This is a genomic window from Burkholderia sp. E168m15, from assembly GCF_016586105.1.
Lineage (GTDB): Bacteria > Pseudomonadota > Gammaproteobacteria > Burkholderiales > Burkholderiaceae > Burkholderia > Burkholderia orbicola.
Genome location: NZ_BCPO01000205.1, coordinates 13,571 through 32,177, shown reverse-complemented (window position 1 = coordinate 32,177; position 18,607 = coordinate 13,571). Strand labels below are relative to the sequence as shown.

16 protein-coding genes are annotated in these 18,607 nt (G+C 67.4%); 5 read left to right on the top strand and 11 right to left on the bottom strand.

The window, feature by feature from the left end:
- The first annotated feature begins 58 nt into the window (after window positions 1-58).
- The 3 genes from JMF86_RS31720 to JMF86_RS31710 all read left to right on the top strand — a co-directional run bounded on the left by JMF86_RS31720 (window position 59) and on the right by JMF86_RS31710 (window position 3,478).
- Complete coding sequence (locus JMF86_RS31720) at window positions 59-1,423, top strand: aspartate aminotransferase family protein (protein ID WP_011695045.1); 1,365 nt, start codon at window positions 59-61, stop codon at window positions 1,421-1,423.
- 151 nt (window positions 1,424-1,574) lie between these two features.
- Window positions 1,575-2,138 (top strand): cytochrome b, encoded by a 564-nt coding sequence (locus tag JMF86_RS31715; protein ID WP_011549875.1) that lies wholly within the window; start codon window positions 1,575-1,577, stop codon window positions 2,136-2,138.
- 191 nt (window positions 2,139-2,329) lie between these two features.
- Complete coding sequence (locus JMF86_RS31710; protein ID WP_011549876.1) at window positions 2,330-3,478, top strand: porin; 1,149 nt, start codon at window positions 2,330-2,332, stop codon at window positions 3,476-3,478.
- Window positions 3,479-3,540: 62 nt separating this feature from the next.
- Here JMF86_RS31710 and JMF86_RS31705 read toward each other — a convergent pair whose 3' ends face one another.
- Window positions 3,541-4,596 carry a porin gene (locus JMF86_RS31705; RefSeq protein WP_011549877.1) on the bottom strand — a complete coding sequence of 352 codons (1,056 nt, stop codon included), beginning with the start codon at window positions 4,594-4,596 and terminating at the stop codon, window positions 3,541-3,543.
- Between JMF86_RS31705 and JMF86_RS31700 the strand changes: the two genes are divergently transcribed.
- On the top strand, window positions 4,569-5,636 hold the full coding sequence (locus JMF86_RS31700) for an IclR family transcriptional regulator (protein WP_231691729.1): 1,068 nt from the start codon (window positions 4,569-4,571) through the stop codon (window positions 5,634-5,636). The two genes, JMF86_RS31705 and JMF86_RS31700, sit on opposite strands and share 28 nt — an antisense overlap.
- Window positions 5,637-5,690: 54 nt before the next feature.
- Here JMF86_RS31700 and JMF86_RS31695 read toward each other — a convergent pair whose 3' ends face one another.
- From JMF86_RS31695 to JMF86_RS31655, 9 genes are all read right to left on the bottom strand, one after another.
- Window positions 5,691-7,148: an NAD-dependent succinate-semialdehyde dehydrogenase gene (locus tag JMF86_RS31695; RefSeq protein WP_011549879.1), complete on the bottom strand. Its 1,458-nt coding sequence runs from the start codon at window positions 7,146-7,148 to the stop codon at window positions 5,691-5,693.
- 85 nt (window positions 7,149-7,233) lie between these two features.
- On the bottom strand, window positions 7,234-7,566 hold the full coding sequence (locus JMF86_RS31690) for an NIPSNAP family protein (protein ID WP_201317271.1): 333 nt from the start codon (window positions 7,564-7,566) through the stop codon (window positions 7,234-7,236).
- Entirely contained in the window at window positions 7,556-9,184 is a 1,629-nt protein-coding gene (locus JMF86_RS31685; RefSeq protein ID WP_011549881.1) for a bifunctional 3-(3-hydroxy-phenyl)propionate/3-hydroxycinnamic acid hydroxylase, read from the bottom strand. The genes JMF86_RS31690 and JMF86_RS31685 overlap by 11 nt, the downstream gene beginning before the upstream one ends.
- A complete protein-coding gene (locus JMF86_RS31680; RefSeq protein ID WP_011549882.1) occupies window positions 9,181-10,080 on the bottom strand; it encodes an alpha/beta fold hydrolase in 900 nt (299 codons plus the stop codon). The genes JMF86_RS31685 and JMF86_RS31680 overlap by 4 nt, the downstream gene beginning before the upstream one ends.
- A gap of 27 nt (window positions 10,081-10,107) precedes the next feature.
- Complete coding sequence (locus JMF86_RS31675) at window positions 10,108-10,713, bottom strand: amino acid synthesis family protein (RefSeq protein WP_011549883.1); 606 nt, start codon at window positions 10,711-10,713, stop codon at window positions 10,108-10,110.
- Window positions 10,714-10,761: 48 nt separating this feature from the next.
- On the bottom strand, window positions 10,762-11,277 hold the full coding sequence (locus tag JMF86_RS31670) for a VOC family protein (RefSeq protein ID WP_011549884.1): 516 nt from the start codon (window positions 11,275-11,277) through the stop codon (window positions 10,762-10,764).
- Window positions 11,278-11,289: 12 nt separating this feature from the next.
- Entirely contained in the window at window positions 11,290-12,327 is a 1,038-nt protein-coding gene (locus JMF86_RS31665) for a sialidase family protein (RefSeq protein ID WP_201317270.1), read from the bottom strand.
- A 15-nt stretch (window positions 12,328-12,342) separates the two neighbouring features.
- The gene (locus JMF86_RS31660; protein ID WP_011549886.1) at window positions 12,343-13,155 is read right to left on the bottom strand and encodes an SDR family NAD(P)-dependent oxidoreductase; all 813 of its coding nucleotides are present in this window, start codon (window positions 13,153-13,155) and stop codon (window positions 12,343-12,345) included.
- A 49-nt stretch (window positions 13,156-13,204) separates the two neighbouring features.
- Entirely contained in the window at window positions 13,205-14,785 is a 1,581-nt protein-coding gene (locus tag JMF86_RS31655) for an acetolactate synthase large subunit (protein WP_054928656.1), read from the bottom strand.
- Window positions 14,786-15,175: 390 nt separating this feature from the next.
- On the opposite strand from JMF86_RS31655, the gene JMF86_RS31650 reads away from it, so the two are divergent.
- Window positions 15,176-17,281, top strand: coding sequence for a TonB-dependent siderophore receptor (locus JMF86_RS31650; protein WP_011549887.1), 2,106 nt, complete (start codon window positions 15,176-15,178; stop codon window positions 17,279-17,281).
- Window positions 17,282-17,316: 35 nt separating this feature from the next.
- Here the strand turns inward: JMF86_RS31650 and JMF86_RS31645 are convergent, their stop codons facing one another.
- A complete protein-coding gene (locus JMF86_RS31645) occupies window positions 17,317-18,570 on the bottom strand; it encodes an arsenic transporter (RefSeq protein ID WP_011549888.1) in 1,254 nt (417 codons plus the stop codon).
- Window positions 18,571-18,607 lie beyond the last annotated feature (37 nt).

The window sequence follows — 18,607 nt, the reverse complement described above, 5'->3', positions numbered from 1 at the left end:
GCGGCGCGCACCGCGCCGCAACCTGTTCAAGCACTTCGCAAGAGAAACGAGAGACACCATGGACTATCAAAAGCGTCAAAAACGATTCTGGCATCCGATGAGCTCGGCGGCCGCCGGACATACGACCCCCACCGTGATCATCGAGCGCGGCGACGGCAACTACGTGTACGACGTCGACGGCCACCGCATGCTCGACGGGGTGGGCGGCCTGTGGAACGTCAACGTCGGTCACAACCGGCCGGAAGTGAAAAGCGCGATCGCCCGGCAGATGGACGAGCTGTCGTACTACCAGACCTTCGACGGCGTCGCCCATCCGCGCGTCTACGATCTGGCCGACCGCCTGTGCGCGATGTTCGCGCAGGAGGACATGCAACGGGTGATGTTCGGCAGCGGCGGGTCCGACGCGATCGAGACCGCGCTCAAGATGGCGCGCCAGTACTGGGTCGCCGCGGGCGAGCCGTCGCGCACGAAATTCCTGTCGCTGCGCAACGGCTATCACGGCGTGCACATGGGCGGCACGTCGATCGGCGGCAACGGCGTCTACCATTACAATCACGGCCCGCTGCTGCCCGGCTGCGTGCTGCTCGACACGCCGTGGCTCTATCGCAATCCGTGGAACTGCGACGACCCGCAACAACTCGTCGAGCACTGCATCCGGCAGCTCGAGGAAACGATCGCGTTCCACGGCCCGCAGACCATCGCCGCATTCGTCGCCGAACCGGTGCAGGGCGCCGGCGGCCTGATCGTCCCGCCGGCCGATTACTGGGCGCGCGTGCGCGCCGTATGCGACCGCAACGGCATCCTGCTGATCGCGGACGAGGTGGTCACCGGCTTCGGCCGCACCGGCAGCCTGCTCGGCAGCCGCGGCTGGGGCGTCGCCGCCGACATCCTGTGCGTCGCCAAGGGCATTTCCGCCGGCTACGTGCCGCTCGGCGCGACGCTGTACAACGGGCGGATCGCCGACGCGATCGAACATGGCGCGGGTTTCTCGCACGTGGTCATGCACGGCTATACGTACAGCGGGCATCCGCTCGCCTGCGCCGCGTCGCTCGCCGTGCTCGACATCGTCGAGGCCGAGGATCTGCCGGGCAACGCGGCGCGGGTGGGCCAGCGCCTGCTCGAGCAATTGCTGCCGCTGAAGGCCGACTTCGAGACCGTCGGCGACGTGCGCGGCAAGGGGCTGATGCTGGCGCTCGATCTGGTGACCGACAAGGCCAGCCGCACGCCGCTCGATCCGGGCCTGGGGTTCGCCGCCCGCGTGGCCGATGCCGCGCGCCGGCGCGGCGTGCTGGTGCGGGCGATCGCCAACAAGGTGGTGATGTCGCCGCCGCTGACGTTGCAGCAAGGCGAAGCCGACTTCATGGCCGTGACGCTGCGCGAGGCATTGCAGGAGTGCTGCGCGGATTCGCGGGCGATCGCCTGACCGCAGGAAGCAGCCCGGCGCACGGACTTTTCGTCGAAGGTTCGTGCGCCTCGCCATCCGGCCTCGGTTCGACGAAGATCGCCACGGGACGTCGAAGTCGACGATCGGCATCCCGCCTGTCGCAATGTCGTTTCAAAGGAAGACAAGTCAAATGGACAACCAGGCCATTGCATTCCCCGCGGAGAAATACCCGCTCACGCTTCGGCTGCTGCACTGGGTCAGGGCGATCCTGATCGGCGCGCAGCTCTGGACCGGCTGGACGATGGTCCGGCTCGACGACAACCTGCCGGCCAAGTTCGACTGGTATTACCCGACCCACAAGGAATTCGGCGTGCTCACGCTGCTGGTGGTCGTCACGCAACTGGCGATTCGTTCGATGAAGCCGTTGCCGCCGCTGCCTTCCACGCTGCCGACGCTCGACCGCAAGCTTGCCAAGATCGGCCACTACCTGCTGTACGCGCTCGCGATTATCGTGCCGCTGATGGGTTATTCGATGTCCAGCACGTTTACGCAGAGCGACGGCGTGCCGTTCTTCTTTTTCCGCGTACCCGAGCTGCTGCCGAAGAACGACCACTGGTTCGAGGCGTTTCAGTGGTTGCATAAGACGCTCGCCTACACGTTGCTCGCGCTCATCGTGCTGCATGTACTCGGCGCGCTGAAACACCGGTTCTTCGATCGCAATCCGGAAAACGACGTGCTGCGGCGGATGCTGTAACGCCGCCGCCACGCGGAACCTCGCGCCCGGCGAGGTTCGTCATTCGGTCCGCCGCGATCGCGGCGGGCCGATCTTCTTCGCATTTTATATTTCGTTTTACTAACGACAAGCGGACTTGCCACACGTGTCCGGTGCCGCCGCATGCCGTCGGAAACCGCGCCGCGTGGGCCGTCCCCACCTGGAGATCGACGATGAAGAAGATGATGGCGGCCGTATCGGCCGCGAGCGCCATGGGATTCGGCCTGACGGCCCATGCGCAAAGCACCGTGACGCTATACGGCCTGATCGACGAAGGCGTCAATTTCACGAGCAACGCGGGCGGCAGCAAGGCTTACCAGATGGTCAGCGGCGATACCGTGGGCAGCAACTGGGGGCTGAAAGGCACCGAGGACCTCGGCGGCGGGCTGAGAGCGCTGTTCCAGCTCGAGAACGGCTTCAACGCGAGCACCGGCGCGCTCGGCGTGACGTCGCGGATGTTCGGCAGGCAGGCCTACGTCGGGCTTGATTCCGACCGGTTCGGCACGCTCACGTTCGGCCGCCAGTACGACCCCACGCTCGACATGTGGAGTCCTTTCACGGCCACCGGCAACTGGCTCGGCGACTTCGGCGCGCACCCGTACGACAACGACAACGCCGACTGGGACTACCGCATCCAGAACAGCGTCAAGTACGTGTCGCCCACGTATGGCGGCTTCAAGGGCGAAGTGCTCTACGGGCTCGCGAATCAGGCGGGCGGCTTCGCGCGAAACCGCGTTTACAGCGCCGCCGTGCAGTACCAGGCCGGCGCATTTTCCGCCGCCGTCGCGTACCTGAAGGCCAACAACGGCGGCGCAATCGCGGGCGGCGCATTGTCGAGCGACGACACGGTCTTCAGCGGCCGCTCGCAGCAGAACATCGATGCCGGCGCATCGTACAAGTTCAGCGACAAGCTGACGCTGTCCGCCGCGTATTCTCACGTCGACGTGACCAACCCCGAGTCGAATCTCTACTTCACGAACCAGCCCGCGGCAGGCTCGCAGAACGCGTGGAAATTCGACAACTTCGAGGTCAACGGCCAGTATTTCTTCCGGCCGGATCTCTGGCTAGGCGCCGCCTATACCTACACGCATGCGCATGTCGCGACGGCGGCGGGCGATGCGTCGCCGAGCTGGCACCAGCTGTCGATGATGCTCGACTACGATCTCAGCAAGCGGACCTCGACGTACATCCAGGGCGCGTACCAGCATGCGACCGGCAACACCGGCACCGACTTCGACTACGCGCACGTGCTGGGCACGGCCGGGCAGTCGTCGGGCCGCAACCAACTGGCGTTGCGCGTCGGGATGATGCATCGTTTCTGAATCCAGTGGAAAAACACGGACTCGCGCGTGGCGCACGCGCCAGCCCGTGTGTTCCCGCGTCGTCAGAACTGATGCCGCAGCCCGAGCCGAACGGCGGTCTGCGTCGAGCCGGACGCCGCCCCGCCGAGCGCCGCTTCGACCTGCGCGCCATACGCGCTGTCGTGCCCGCGTGCGAATACCGCGTAAAGGCCGGTACGTTTCGACAGCGAATAGTCGGCGCTCAACGTGACCTGGTTGGCCGAGCCGATATCGCCGCCGCGCTGCTGGTACTGGAAACCGCCGCCCAGCTGCAACGACGGCGTGACGGCATAGGTCAACCCGGCGTCATAGGTGGTGGCCCGCAACGGCGCGGCGGCGCTGATCCGGACGTCCGACACCATCCCGAAGACACGAAACGGCCCGACGTTGTAGCCGGCACCGCCCGAAAAGTTGCGCAGATTGCCGCCGGCGGTCACGTCATGCTGGCCGAAATACGCGAGCGCGGCGCTGAACGCGCCTTGCGTGTAGGACAGCATCGCGCTTTGCACGCTGCTGCGTGCGACCGTGCCGGGCACGTTGCCGAATCCCCACATGCCGCCGAACGCGACCCCGCCGAATGTCGGGCTCACGTACTTCACCGCATTGTTCACCTGGACGCCCCACACGCGGTTGTCGAGCGCACCGCCCGCCGACGCGTTCGTCGGCAATCCCCACGCGAGCAGGCCAGCCGGCGTGTTTGCGCCAATCGCGAAGGCCGGCAGCAGATCGCCGACGAAATCGAACTGGCGCCCGAGCGTCACGGTCCCCCAGTCACCGCCGAGCCCGACGTACGCTTGTGAACTGAACGCGGAGCCCGGTACGGTCAGCGCGCCGTCCGACGTCTGGAACTGGCTCTCCAGCCGGAACACCGCGAAGTTGGCGCCGCCGAGATCCTCCCTACCCGTCAGGCCCCACACGTCGTTGCGCGACACGCCGGCCTGCAACGCGAGCTGACGCCCGCCTCGCGGGGCGGACGCCACGTCGCTCGTATAGGTCACGCCCGTGTCCAGCGACCCATAGAGCGTCATGCTCGATTGCGCGAACGCCGGTGCGACGGCACTGCAGCCGCACCATGCCGCCATCCGGAACCACCCTTTCATCTGCTTCTCCTCATCGAATTTTCCCGGCCGATGCGCCCGTGAACCGACCGGCGCGGCAGCAACATCGATCCAGCTTGATTTCATCTCTTAAAATAGGAATCCGTATGATTTACAGTGAAGTGATCCAACCCGACACGGCCGGCCCGCTTCCCGCCCATTCGCCAATGCGGTTCCGGTTGCCGCCCGCACGACTTACGTTAGACTACGGCCTGTCGCCCGCGGCGCCGCATGCCGTGCCGCAGCCCGACGGGCCGAGCCGCGTTCGTCCTTCCCGTTCCATAGCCGTAAGCCGCCTGATCCCGGATCACGTCATGTCGAGCCTCACCAAAATGCTGTCCATCCTCGACGTTTTCTCTTCGTCCGCGACGTCGATGACCGCCGAGGAAATCGCCGAACACATGGGCTTTTCGCGCACCACGTGCTATCGCTACGTGAAGGAACTGGCTTCCGTCGGCCTGCTCGTCGGCACCAACGGCCGCTATACGCTGGGCCCGCGCATCATCCATCTCGACTACAACATGCGGCAGTCGGACCCGACGCTCACCGCCGCGAAGCCCGTGATCCAGAAGCTGGTTCAGGTCACCGGCGGCGATGCGCTCGTCTCGACGCTGTTCGACGAGCAGATCATCAACGTGATGCACGAAACCGGCGCCGAGAACCTGCAACTGGGTTTCGGCCGCGGCCGCATCATGCCGCTGTTCCAGGGCGCTTCGTCGAAAGTGATCGTGGCCGCGATGTCGCGCGCGCGGCTGAAGCGCCTGCATGAGCGGCACAACGCCGAGCTGGGCGAATTCGCCGCCGACTGGACGCAGTTCTGGCGCGCCTGCCAGCAGATCGTCGACGCGGGCTACTGGATCTCGCGCGGCGAGCTCGACGCCGGGTTCGTCGGCATCGCCGCACCGATTCGCACCGCCAGCAGCGGCGAGGTCAACAGCAGCCTGTCGCTGATCTTTCGCGCCGAGCACTTCGCACTGTTCGACGAACACGTACTCGGCAAGCTCCTGATCGACGCCACCGCCCAGATCGGCAACGCCACCTGAGCATTCGCGCGGCGTCGCGAACGAGGCCGCGCCCGATCGTCTACCGGCGCCCGATCAATTCATCTGCGTGATGAATTTGGTGACCAGATAGCCGTCGAACGTCTCCGTGCCGCCCTCGCTGCCGAAACCGCTGTCCTTCACGCCGCCGAACGGGATCTCCGCCGGCCCCATGCCGAAGTGATTGATGTTGACCATGCCGGCCTCGAGCGCACGGCCGATCCGGTGCGCATGGCGCGACGACGTCGTGAACGCGTACGACGCGAGGCCGAACGGCAAGCGGTTGGCTTCGTCGAGCGCATCGTCGAGCGCATCGAACGGCACGATCCCGACGATCGGGCCGAACGGCTCCTCGTTCATCAGCCGCGTGTCGCGCGCCGGGCCCAGCACGACCGTCGGCGCGAAGTAGTGCCCCGGCCCCGCGCCCGCCAAGCGCGCCCCGCCCGCGGCAATCTCTGCCCCTTTTGCCTTCGCGTCGGCGACGAACGCGTCGATCGCGGATACGCGTCGCGCATGCGCGAGCGGGCCCATCGTGGTCGTCGCCTCCAGCCCGTAGCCGACGCGAATCTTGCCGACCGCGTCGAGATACGCGGCGACGAACCGGTCGAACACCGGGCGTTGCACGAAGAAACGCGTCGGCGATACGCAAACCTGCCCGGCGTTGCGAAACTTGTACGCGGCCAGCATCGTCGCCGCGCGTTCGATTTCCGCGTCCGCGCAGACCAGCACCGGCGCATGCCCGCCGAGCTCCATGGTCATGCGCTTCATGTGCGACGCGGCAAGCGCCGCCAGTTGCTTGCCGACCGGCACCGAACCCGTGAACGAGATCTTGCGCACCAGCGGCGACTCGATCAGTTGCCTGGACACGTCGGCCGGCACGCCCCAGACGATGTTCAGGCAGCCCGCGGGCAAGCCGGCATCGTGAAAGATGCGCGCGAGCGCGACGATCGCGCTCGGCGATTCCTCCGGCCCTTTCAGCACCAGCGTGCACCCCGATGCAAGCGCGGCCGCGATCTTGTGCATCGCCTGGCTGAACGGAAAATTCCACGGCGAGAACGCCGCGCACACGCCGATCGGCTCCCGCAGCACCGTCTGGGCAACATCCGGGGAGCGCGACGGCACGACGCGGCCGTACGTGCGACGCCCTTCCTCCGCGTGCCATTCGAGCTGTTCGGCGGACGACACGACCTCGGCGATCGCCTCGCGAAGCGGCTTGCCCTGGTCCATCGTGATGTGGCGGCCGATCGCCTCGGCCCGCTCGCGCACCAGCGCGGCCGCGCGGCGCAGGATGTCCGAGCGCGCGAGCGGCGACTCGCGGCGCCACGTCGCGAACGCGCGATGCGCGGCGCGCACCGCTGCATCGATATCGTCCGACGTCGCATGCGGCAGGTCGCCGAGCACGCCGCCGGTGCCCGGATCGAGCACGGGCTGCGTGCGCCGGCCGTCGGCCTGAAGGAACCGGCCGTCGATATACAGATGGAGCGACGCGTAATCGCGTTGCGCGTCGGGTGTCATGCGGGAAGTCAGGGGCGTAAACGGGATCAAGACGGATACCTCGGTAGAGACGGCGCGATGCGTGATGGACAGGGCGACGGTCGCATCACGCGGCCGATGGCGGTGCATGCAACAGGCCGCCGATTTCCTGTCGGAGGATCTGGTTGTCCTGCCGGACGAGCAGATGCCGGACCTTGCCGCGAAACGTCCTGAATTCGGGATCGGCCAGCAGCACCGCGCGACGCCGGGCGCGATCGTCCAGCGACTCGAACGCCCACAGATAGACGAGCTGGTTCAGCGGCCCGATCTCCGTCGCAAAACAGCCGACCATCGTGCCGAGTGCGTGCTCCTGCGGCGCGCGACCGCATTCCGCATACAGCCGCAGATACTCGGCGACGCCGCCCGGCACCAGCGTGTAGGTGCGTTGCTCAACAAACATCCGCGGTCTCCCGTTGTCGCGCTGCAAACGCCTGGAACGCCGCGGTCACGCCGGCCATGCCGGCGGCGTCCGTCTGCGCCGCCACATAGCGGTCCGGACGGACGACGACGAGCGGCGCCGCGTGCCGGTCGAACCATTCGGCCATCGCGTTGTCGACGTCCTCGACGCACACGCTGTCGTGCGCGCTCGCGATGCGCTGCTCACGGCACGTTCCGCTGCGCGACCGTACGATCTGCACGAATTTCGCGCCCAGCGCGGTCCAGAACGCGCGATCGTCGTCGCTCAGGCATGCCTGTGGATCGCATCGCCAGCCGATGATCGCAAACCACGGGCCGAGCACGTCGTCGAGCTTGCGACGTGCACCGTCGGCCGTCTCGACGTCGGGTTGGACGATCATGCGCCCGACGGCGTCCGACGTGCCCGTGACCACGACCCCGTGCGTATAGCTGGGCATCGGCTTGAAGCGCATCTGCAGCACGTAGTCCTTCAGACCCGGCGCATACCGCGCGAGCCCGAGGAACCGGTCGCGCAGGAACGCGACCAGACGGCTGGTCGGCATCAGCATCGCGCCGAACGTGTCCGCGAGATCGATCATCGCTTTCGCATGGTCGCGCCGCTCCGATTCGTACGTCGAGATCACGCGCCGGTGCAACGTGCCGTTCACGACCCCCGCCAGCTTCCAGGCCAGATTGCCCACGTCGCGCAGCCCCGCGTTCAGCCCCTGGCCGATCCACGGCGGGCTCAGGTGCGCGGCATCGCCGATGAGCGCCACCCGGCCGGCGACGAAACGTTCGGCCACACGAGAGTGATGCGTGTAGGTCCGCGCACGCACGATCTCGATGCGATCGACGTCGTCGACGTACGGCGCGATCAGCGCGCGGATCGACTCCGGTTGCGCGATCGCCTCCTCGTCCTCGTGCGGAAACACGAGAAATTCCCAGCGTCGATAGTTGAACGGCAGATAAATGCAGACGTTCGGGCGGCGCGGATCGCAGTTCAGCGCGGTACACGGCTGGTCGAGCCGCGCGTTCTTCACGTCGACCACGACCCACTTCATTGGATGCGTCGTACCGGCCAGCCTGATGCCGAGCATCTCGCGGACGGGGCTGCGCCCGCCGTCGGCCGCCACCACGTAGTCGGCATCGAGTTCGTATTGCTGCCCGTCGGCGGCGCGTACCTGAAGCGTCACGCATTCGTCGTCCTGTTCCAGACCGACGACCTCTTCCCCCGTACGCAGCGACACGTGCGGATAGCGTGCCAGTGCATCGCGCAGCGTGCGTTCGGCCAGGTGCTGCATGAAGATGTTGCGGCGCCACCAGCCGAACTCGCGTATCGACGGACGGATGTCGGCGAAACATTCGCCGTTCGCCTTGAACATGCGCAGCGGCACGTTCTGGATGATGTCGCGGCTCAGTTCGTCGGCCAGGCCGGCCGTCTGAAACAGCCGCAGCGCCTCGTCGTCGATGCCGACCGCGCGCGGGAATTCGACGATCTGCGGCGCCCGTTCGACGACGATCGTATCGACGCCATACAGGCCGAGCAGGTTCGCCATGGCCGCGCCGTTCGGCCCCGCGCCGACGATGGCGACCGAGGTCCGGTTCCGGTTGTTCGCTTTCATTCGCCCGCGCCTCCCACGCGCCATGCAGGATCATCGAGACGATCGAGCCAGGTGCGCAGCGCGCGATTGAACGCATCGGGCTGATCGTCGTGCACGTAATGCGTCGCGCCGGGAATGTCGATCCGCTCGATTTCCGCATGGGCGGCCGCCATTTCGGCCGCCACGTCCGCGGACAGGAAATCCGAGTCGCCGCCGCGCAACAACAGCGTGGGCACGTGCAGGTTGAGGATCAGCGGCCACAGATGGACGAGCTGCTCCGGCGTCGCGGCCAGCCGTGCCACCGCGATCCCTTGCGCATCGTGACGCCAGACGATCCGGCCTTGCTCGCCCTCTTTCAGCGAATGTGCGAGGCGCGAATCGAGCGCGGATTCCGTGATGTTCGGCCGCTGGCGTCGCCAGAATGCGCGCGCGTCGTCCCACGACGCGAACGCGTCCGGGGTTTCCTGCAACTCGCGCTTGATGCGCTCGGAACCCGGCGAGCCGGCCGACGCACCGGGGCCCATGTCCTCGATCACGAGGCCGGCGAGCCTTTCGGCGTGCCGTTCCGCTTGCGACGCTGCGTAGACGAACGCATTGGCGCCGCCCATCGAGTGCCCGACCAGCACGAATCGTCGCAGGCCCAGTGCGCGCACCAATGCGTCGAGATCGCGCACGTAGGCTGCCGCGTAGTAGTCCCGCCGCGGATCCCAGTCGCTCAGCCCGCGCCCGCGCTGATCGAGCGCGACGACCCGGTAGCGGTCGACCAGCGCATCGGCGACGGGCGCCCAGGTATGCGCGTAACTGCGCAAGCCGTGCAGCATCACCACGGTCGGCGCATCGTCGCGCCCCCAGCTCACGTAGTGCAGCCGCAGTCCATCGCTGTCGACCCATCCATCCTTGACGGATGCCGTGTTCATGATGTGCTCCCCGATCGGCATGCGCGCTCAGACCAGACCGTCGCGACCGACGATCTCGCTCGCCTTCAGGCCGCCGAGCCGTGCGTGCAGCCGGCCGCGCGTCGCGAACGCGAAGATCACCAGCACTTCGTCGTCGTTGGGTGCATCGGGAAACAGGCACGTCACCGTGTCGTAGTGCGAGCGCACGTAGAGTGCATCCTTGTGCGCGAGCGGCACGTCGATCACGGTATTGATCGGGCCGCGCTTGCCGCTCGACGGCACCCACGATTTGCCGCCGCCCAGCGCCGCGCGGATCGGCTCCGCGAAGATCGACGTGAGGAACGCGTTGCCGTGTTCGTATTCGCCGGCCGAGCCGACCAGGCACGCCTTGCCGTAGCTCTCGATCCCGCGGCCGTCCGCGAGCGACTCGATGCGTCGCGCAAACTCCTTGCCGAGCGCGGGCGACGGGCGCACGAGATCGTCGAGGTTTTCGCTGAATCGCCCCGCGTACGGGTTGTGAACGGCCGCGGCGATCACGATCTTGCGCAGCGGCTCGCCATCCGCGAGCTGGCCGGTTTCGTTCGCGAGCGAATCCTCGATCTGCGTGTACCACTTGCGGATGTGAAAGCCTTCGAAATTGGCGGTCTTGCTCATTTGCATTCCTATATAAGACGTCGATGATGCGGATTGAAAGGCGGCGTTTCAGTCGAACAGCGGTTCGAGCTGGACGGGATCGCTCGGCGCGTTGTATCGATGCAGCACGCGCTTGCCCTCTTCGTCGTCCGTGACCATTTCGCAGAAGAATTCGAGCCGGTTGCCGTCAGGGTCCGTGAAATACACACCGATCCCGACCTTGTGATCGGTGATCTTGACGATCGGCACGTCGCGGCGAATCAGCATCCCGTACAGGCGGCGCAATTCGGTCAGCCCGCCGGCGATTTCGAGGCCGTAGTGCTGCAGGCCGATCGTGCCGAGCTCCGCATCGGATGCCGCGCGAATCAGCGCGATGTCGTGGTGCTTCTGGCCGAACGACATGAACACCCACTGCGCGTCGCGCGCGGTTTCCGTCATGCCGAGCACGTCGGCGTACCAGATGCTCGAGCGGACGGGGTCGCGCACGAACAGCGACAGGTGGGTGCGCTGCACGCGCGGCGTCGGCAGCGGCAGGCCGCTCGCGTTCGCACGCTCGGCGCGTTGGCGGATATCGGACAGTGTCATCGTTCGCTCCGCTCAATGGGTCGACTGCGCGTGGGCGGCCAGCGGCGCCTCGAACGGCGTCCACGCGACCGCCGTGATCTCGCTGAACTCGCGCCATTCCTTGGTCCAGTTACGGCCGCCGTCGCGCGAGCGGAACAGGTGCCCGTACTTGGTGCCCGCATAAACGAGCGCCGGCCGGGCCGCATGCGCGCCGAACGCCCAGAACGTGGAGTTCGGCGGCGTGTGCAGATCCGTCTCGTGCCACGCATGGCCGCGGTCGGTCGAGCGATAGATGCGGCTGCGGGTGCCCGGCGTACCGTCGCCGATCGCCATCAGCAGGTCGCCTTCCGGTTCCGGCAGTTGCACGACGGTGCGCGTGTAGTACAGCCCGTCGAAGCGGTCACGCGACAGCTTGCCGTCCCACGTCAAGCCGTCGTCCTCGCTCACGTACACCGCGTTGACCGTCAGCAGCACCGTGGTCTTCGGGCGGCCTTGCATGGCGGGCAGGATGGCGATCGCGTGAATGTCGCTGTTGCGGATCGCGGTGCCGGGGCCGTCCACGCGCGTCCAGCTCGCACCGGCATCGCGGCTGCGCCACGCGCCGCCCTCCTCCACGCCGTACCAGACGTTGCGGCTGTCGTCCAGATCCACGCAGATCGTCAGCAGCCGCGGACGATTGACGCCCGAGCAAAACTCCGGAAACGCGGGTGCCGTTCTCTCCCAGGTCACGCCCGCGTCGCTCGACTTGTAAAGCGCGGCGCGCGACGGCGCGCCGGTGCCCGCGTAGAGCACCGCCGGGTTCGCCGGATCGATCGCGATCGACCAGACCGTCTGCCCGTTCAGCAGGTTGTCAGGCCGGAACCAGTGCGCGCCGCCATCCTCGCTGATGCACAGGCCCGAATCGGCGCCGGCATAGATCCGCGACGGCGTCGCGGGGCACACCGCGAGCGCGCGCACGATGCCGTCGAACTCGATCGGTTCGGCGAGCCCGAGGCGATGCCAGGTCTTGCCGTCGTCGTTCGAGCGCAGGATGCCTTGCCCGGCGGTGGCGACCAGTACGGTTGCGGTCATGAAATGCTCCTTGTGTCAGAGAAAAATGCCGCGCGTGAGCCCGCCGTCGCAGCCGATCGACTCGCCGGTGATCGAGCCGGACTTCGGCGACGCGAGAAACGCGACGATCCACCCCATTTCTTCCGGCTGCAGCACGCGACGGATCGGCGTGACCTTCACGTAGTTGGCCGCGACCTCCGCGGCCGTGAGCCCTTGCTTCTGCGCTTCCTTCTCGTAGAGCTCGTGGATGTGCGGCGTCTCGACGACGCCCGGGTGAATCGTGTTGACCGTGATGCCGAACGGACCGAGCTGGTCGGACAGCGTCTTGGTCAGGTGCACGATCGCCACGTTGCGCATGCCGGACAGCTGCTTGCTGCCGCGGCCGGTCAGGCCGCCGATATTGACGATCCGGCCGAAGCCGTTGCGCCGCATATACGGCGCGGCCGCCTTCGCACAACGCAGGTAGCCGACCACCTTGATGTCGATGTCCTGCAGCAGCCCCTGCGGATCGGCGTGCTCCAGCTCCGCGCGCACGAGCCCACCCGGATGCGCGGCGCCGTTCAGCAGGACGTCGAGCCGGCCGAAACGCTCGACGCTCGCGGCCATCGCCGCTTCGATCGACGCCATGTCGGTCGTGTCCACCGTGACGGGCAGGATCTCGCCGGCCGCGTCGCCGAGCGGCGCAAGCGCCGTGCGAATCTCGGCGGCGGCCGCTTCGAGGTGTTCGATGCGGCGCGCGGCGATCGCGACGTTGACGCCTTCGCGCGCCAGTTCGAGCGCGACCGCCTTGCCGATGCCCATGCTGCCGCCGGTGATGAACGCGGCTTTTCCGTGCAGTTGCAGATCCATGTCGATGAAAGGTGAGAGTCGGGATTGAGGAAAGGAGCGGGTTGCGCGATCAGGACAACTGCATTTCGACGAGCGTCGGCCCGTCGGTGCGCGCAAGCGCATCGTCGAGCGCTTGCACCAGCGCACGGGTGTCGCTCGCGCGTTGAGCCGGCACGCCGTAGCCGCGTGACAGCGCGAGCCAGTCGATCGGCGGGTCGTCCAGTTGGGTCAGGCGGCTGGCATGCGGCGTATCCGCCGGCAGGCCGCTGCGCGCGAGTTCGGTCTGCAGGATGCCGTAGCGCCGGTTCGAGGCGATCAGCATCACGATCGGCAAACGCTCGCGCGCCATCGTCCACAGCGACTGGATCGTGTACTGCGCACTGCCGTCGGACTGCAGCGCGAACACGCGGCGGTCCGGGCACGCGACGGCGGCGCCCAGTGCCACCGGCAGGCCCTGGCCGATCGCCCCGCCCGTGTTCGTGAGAATCGTGTGGCGACGCGCGCGCGCCGATGCGGTCACGAACGGATAGCCGCACGTGCCGCCCTCGATCGACACGATCGCGTCGTCGGGCAACGCATTCGCGAGCACGCGGCCGACGGCCTGCGGCGTGAGCGGGCCATCCTCCACGCGCCAGCGCTCGACGCGTACACCCGCGTCGTTCGTCGACGCGCCGATGCGATCGGCCAGCGCCTCCAGCGCGTCGTCCGCCGCGTCGCCCGGCGCGGCCAGCGTGACGATGTCCTCCGGTCGCGCGAGTTCGCCGGGAATGCCCTCGTAGCCGAAGTAGGTGACGGGCGCAAGCGCGCCGGCCAGCACCACGCGCCGGCCGGCCAGCGCGGCCAGCGCCGGCTCGGGGAAATAAGGCAGGCGGTCGATGTCCGGCAGGCCGCCGCCGCGCTCCTCGCGCGCGGGAAACGTCTCGCTGAAGCAGGTCGCGCCGGTCGCGGCCGCGATGCGCGCCGCCGCACGCTGCCCGCGGGCCGACAGCGCGCGCGCGCCCATCAGCAGGACGGCGCGATGGCCACTGAGCAGCAGATCGGCAACCCGTTCGACGCGAGCGGCATCGAACGACACCGCGGCCGGGCGCACGACGGCGGGCGACGCCGCGCCGCGCACCCTGGCCGACTGGAGATCGACGGGCAGCACGAGGGTCGCGACGCCGCGCTGCGCGCCCATCGAGGCCGAAATCGCATCGGCCGTATCGGTCGCGAGATCCGTGTCGCGCGCCACGCTGCGATACCACACCGACACCGGACGGGCGAGCGACTCGATGTCGGACGTCAGCGGCGCGTCGTACTTCAGATGCTCCCGCGTGTGATCGCCGACGATGTTCAGGATCGGCGTGCGGGCGCGGCGCGCATTGTGCAGGTTGGCAATGCCGTTCGCGTGGCCGGGCCCGAGGTGCAGCAGCGTCATCGCGGGCTTGCCGGCCATGCGGCCATAGCCGTCCGCGGCGCCCGTGCACACCCCCTCGAACAGCCCGAGGATCGAGCGCATGCCCGCCACGGTATCGAGCGCACCGACGAACGGCATCTCGGTCGTGCCGGGATTGGCGAAACAGACGTCGACGCCGGCGTCGCGCGCCGTGGTGAGGACGACGCTCGCCCCGCTGCTTGTTTCGATATCGCTGTCCGACTGTGGGATGTTCATGCGGCTGCTCGACGGGTTTGGCTGAAGTGGTTTTAATGTAATCCCGAATTACGGTATTTGTCAAACGACCCACTCCGTTTTTCCGATCCACGACGGATCACGTCTACCCGACATTTCTCGCAATTTCACCGTACGAACGAGATGGAGGCACTATCCGATCCCCTCCACGAAACGATTAATTTCCCACAATTCGGTATTTTGCAAAACCCGCACACCAGATCGACCGCCTCCGTGCCGTGCACCCTTCCCCTCCCCATCAATTCTCAAAATTACGATTGCAAATGCCTCTCATTTGCATTAAATTGCCGCGCAAATGTACTGTTTGGAACACAGATGTCGACGCGAGGCCGCCCGCCGTGCCCGAACGCACCGACACAGCACGGGAGGAGTATGAGCAGGAGGAACTGGGCGGCCGCACCGATGGCCATCGTCGTCGGCACGACCGGCATGGGCGCAGCCGACGCGCAGGAAACGGCGCTGCCCACCATCGAGGTCTCCGCGCAACGCGCGACGGCGCCGTTTCGCACGCGCGAATCGACGAGTGCGACGCGCAGCGAGGCGGACGTGATGGAGATTCCGTTCGCGGTCAGCAGCGTCGACACGAAGCTGATCCAGACCGTGGCCGCCACGCGCGGCGACGATCTTTACGACTGGGTCGCGGGCGTCTCGCGCCAGAACAACTTCGGCGGCCTGTGGGACAACTACGCGGTGCGCGGCTTCGCCGGCGACGGCAACACGTCCGGCACCGACTACCTGGTCAACGGCTTTTCGTGGAATCGCGGCATGAGCGTGCCGCGCGACACCGTCAACCTCGAGCGCATGGAAGTGCTCAAGGGGCCGGCGTCCGCGCTGTATGGCCGCGGCGATCCGGGCGGGATCATCAGCTATACGACGAAGCAGCCTCAGTTCGCCCGCGCGAACACCATCGGCGTGTCGGCCGGCAGCTACGGCGCGTTGCGCCAGACACTCGATTCGACCGGCCCCGTCACGAAATCGCTCGCGTACCGCTTCGTCGCGATGAACGAGAACAACGGCAGCTTTCGCGACACTGTGTCGAGCAAACGCTACCTGTTCTCGCCGTCGTTCACGTGGGACATCGGCGCGGACACGACGCTCCACTACGAATTCGAGAGCGCGCGTCAGCGCGCGCCGCTCGATCGCGGCGTGCTGGCGGTCAACGGGCAGTTGGGCGTGATCCCCGCGTCGCGCTTTCTCGGCGAGCCGCGCGACGGCGACTACGACGTGCGCAACACGGGTCACCAGTTCACGCTCGAGCATCGCATCGATTCAAGCTGGTCGATCAATGCCGGCGTCGCGCAACGCAACACCGACCTGACGGGGCGCTCGTCCGAGGCCTTCGCGTTGCAGCCGGACGGCCGCACGCTGTGGCGCCGCTACCGGCAGGTCGCGTTTCACTCGAACGACCTGCAAGGCCGTCTCGAAACCACCGGCGCGTTCCGCACGGGCAGCATCGGCCACACGCTCGTGATGGGCGTCGATGCGTATCGCTTCAACTACGACCAGTTCGTCACGCGCTCCACGCCGAGCGCTTCGGTGCCGTATGCGATCGACATCTTCGATCCGGTCTACGGCCAGCCCGCGCCGACGCCGCGCACCGCGACCAACCTGCTCGAACGCGACGACGGACAAGGCGTCTACGCGCAGGACACGCTCGCGTTCGGGCCGCACTGGAAAATCCTGGCCGGGCTGCGCTGGGATCGCTTCCACCAGTCGATCGACAACCGCCTGAAGGGCATGACGACGAGCCAGCTGCAGACCGCGGTGAGTCCGCGTATCGGCGTCGTGTATGAAATGAGCCCCGCGTGGTCGTTCTATGCGAACACCGCGTATTCGTTCCGGCCGAACAACGGTGCCGACATCAACGGCCGCGCGTTCGATCCCGAAAAGGGCCACGGCTACGAAGCCGGCGCGAAATGGGCCGGCGCGCGCTCGCTCACGACCGTCTCGGCGTTCTACGTCACCAAACGCAACGTGCTCACCGCCGATCCAGCGAATGCCGGCTTCTCGCGCGCGGCCGGCGAAGTGCGCAGCCGCGGCATCGAATTCGAATGGAGCGGCGACCTCGGTCACGGCCTGCGCGGCATCGCGAACCTCGCGTACGTCGACGCCGAGGTCACGCGCGATTCGGTGCTGGCGCCCGGCTCGCGCCTCGTCGACGTACCGCGGCTGAGCGGCAGCGCGCTGCTGATGTACGAGACGACCCTGCCGTTCGCGGACAAGGCCGGCGCGGGTGCCGGCGTGATCTACGTCGGGCGCCGCGCCGGCAACACGGCCAACACGCAGGACGGCTTCGAGCTGCCGGCCTACGCGACCGTGCAGCTCAACGGCTACCTTCAGGTCAACAAGCACCTGCGTGCGTCGGTCGTGCTGAACAACCTGTTCAACCGCACCACCTACGTCAGCTCGTACAACAGCCTGTGGGTCACGCCGGGCGCGCCGCGCAGCCTGTTAGCATCGCTCGCCTACTCGTTCTAGCGCGGCCGGGCGGCTGACGCGACCGCCATCGCGCGTCAGCCGCCTACCACGAAGCGCGCCCCCAGCGCGAGCAGCAACGCCGGCAGCATCACGCACGCCCCGACCGCGAGGAATGCGCGGAAACCGACCTGCAGCCCTTCGCGCCGGATCGCCGCGAGCCACAGAATCGTCGCGAGCGAACCGGTGATCGACAGGTTCGGGCCGAGATCGACGCCGATCAGAATCGCGTCGACCACCGTTTGCGGGCTGTGCGCGGCCTGGATCGTCGAACTCGCGATCAGCCCGGCAGGCAGGTTGTTGACCGCGTTCGACACCAGCGCGACCGCGACGCCGGCCACGGCCGCGGCGACGTGCTCGCCGCTTTGCATCAGCGTATGCAGCAGCCCCGCTAGTACGCGCACCGCGCCGGTCCGGTCGAGCGTCTCGACGACGACGAACAAGCCCGCGACGAGCGGCAGCACGCTCCATGAAATCGCGCGAACGATCGGCACGCAGGCCGCGCGATCCCGCATCACCACGCACGCGACCGTGACGACACCCGCCAGCGCGGTCGGCAACCCGAGCGGGCGGTCGAACACCGACACCGCCATCAGTGCGACGGCCGTTGCGGCGATGCCCGCGAGCGCGATGCGTCCACCGCTCGTCAGCGGCTGCACCGGCAGCCCCGACTCGCAACGGCCGGCAAGCGCACGTCGCTGCACGATCCTCAGCATGACGAACGTGCACGCGATCGACGCGACGGACGGCGCCGCGAAGTGCGCGAGCCAGACGCCGAGCGCCGGCATGTGCGCGCCGTACAGCACCAGGTTCGCCGGATTCGAAATCGGCAGCACGAAGCTCGCGGCATTGGCGACGAGCGCGCAGCTGTACAGCAGCGGCATCGGGTCGGCCTTCGCGCGACGCGCGGCGGCCAGGATCGCGGGTGTCAGCACGACGGCGGTCGCGTCGTTCGACAGGAACACCGTGGTGACGACACCGACGCCGTAGATCAGCGCGAACAGCCGCCGCGGCGAGCCCTGCGCGAGATTGACGACGTGCGTCGCGACCCAGTCGAACAGCCCCTCGCGACGGGCCGCCTCGGACAGCAGCATCATGCCCGTCAGAAAGAGGTACACGTCGCCGCCTTTCGCGACGGCGTCCAGCGCCTGCGCGACGGGCAACAGGTTCAACACGACCAGCAGCAGCGCGCCGCTCACGGCCCAGATGGCCTCGGGCCAGCCGAACGGGCGCGTGATGACGCCCGCGGTGGCGAGCGCGGAAATCAGCCAGGCAAGCGAAACAGGATTCATGGGCAAGTGGATGGAGGCATGGGAATCGATATCGCTT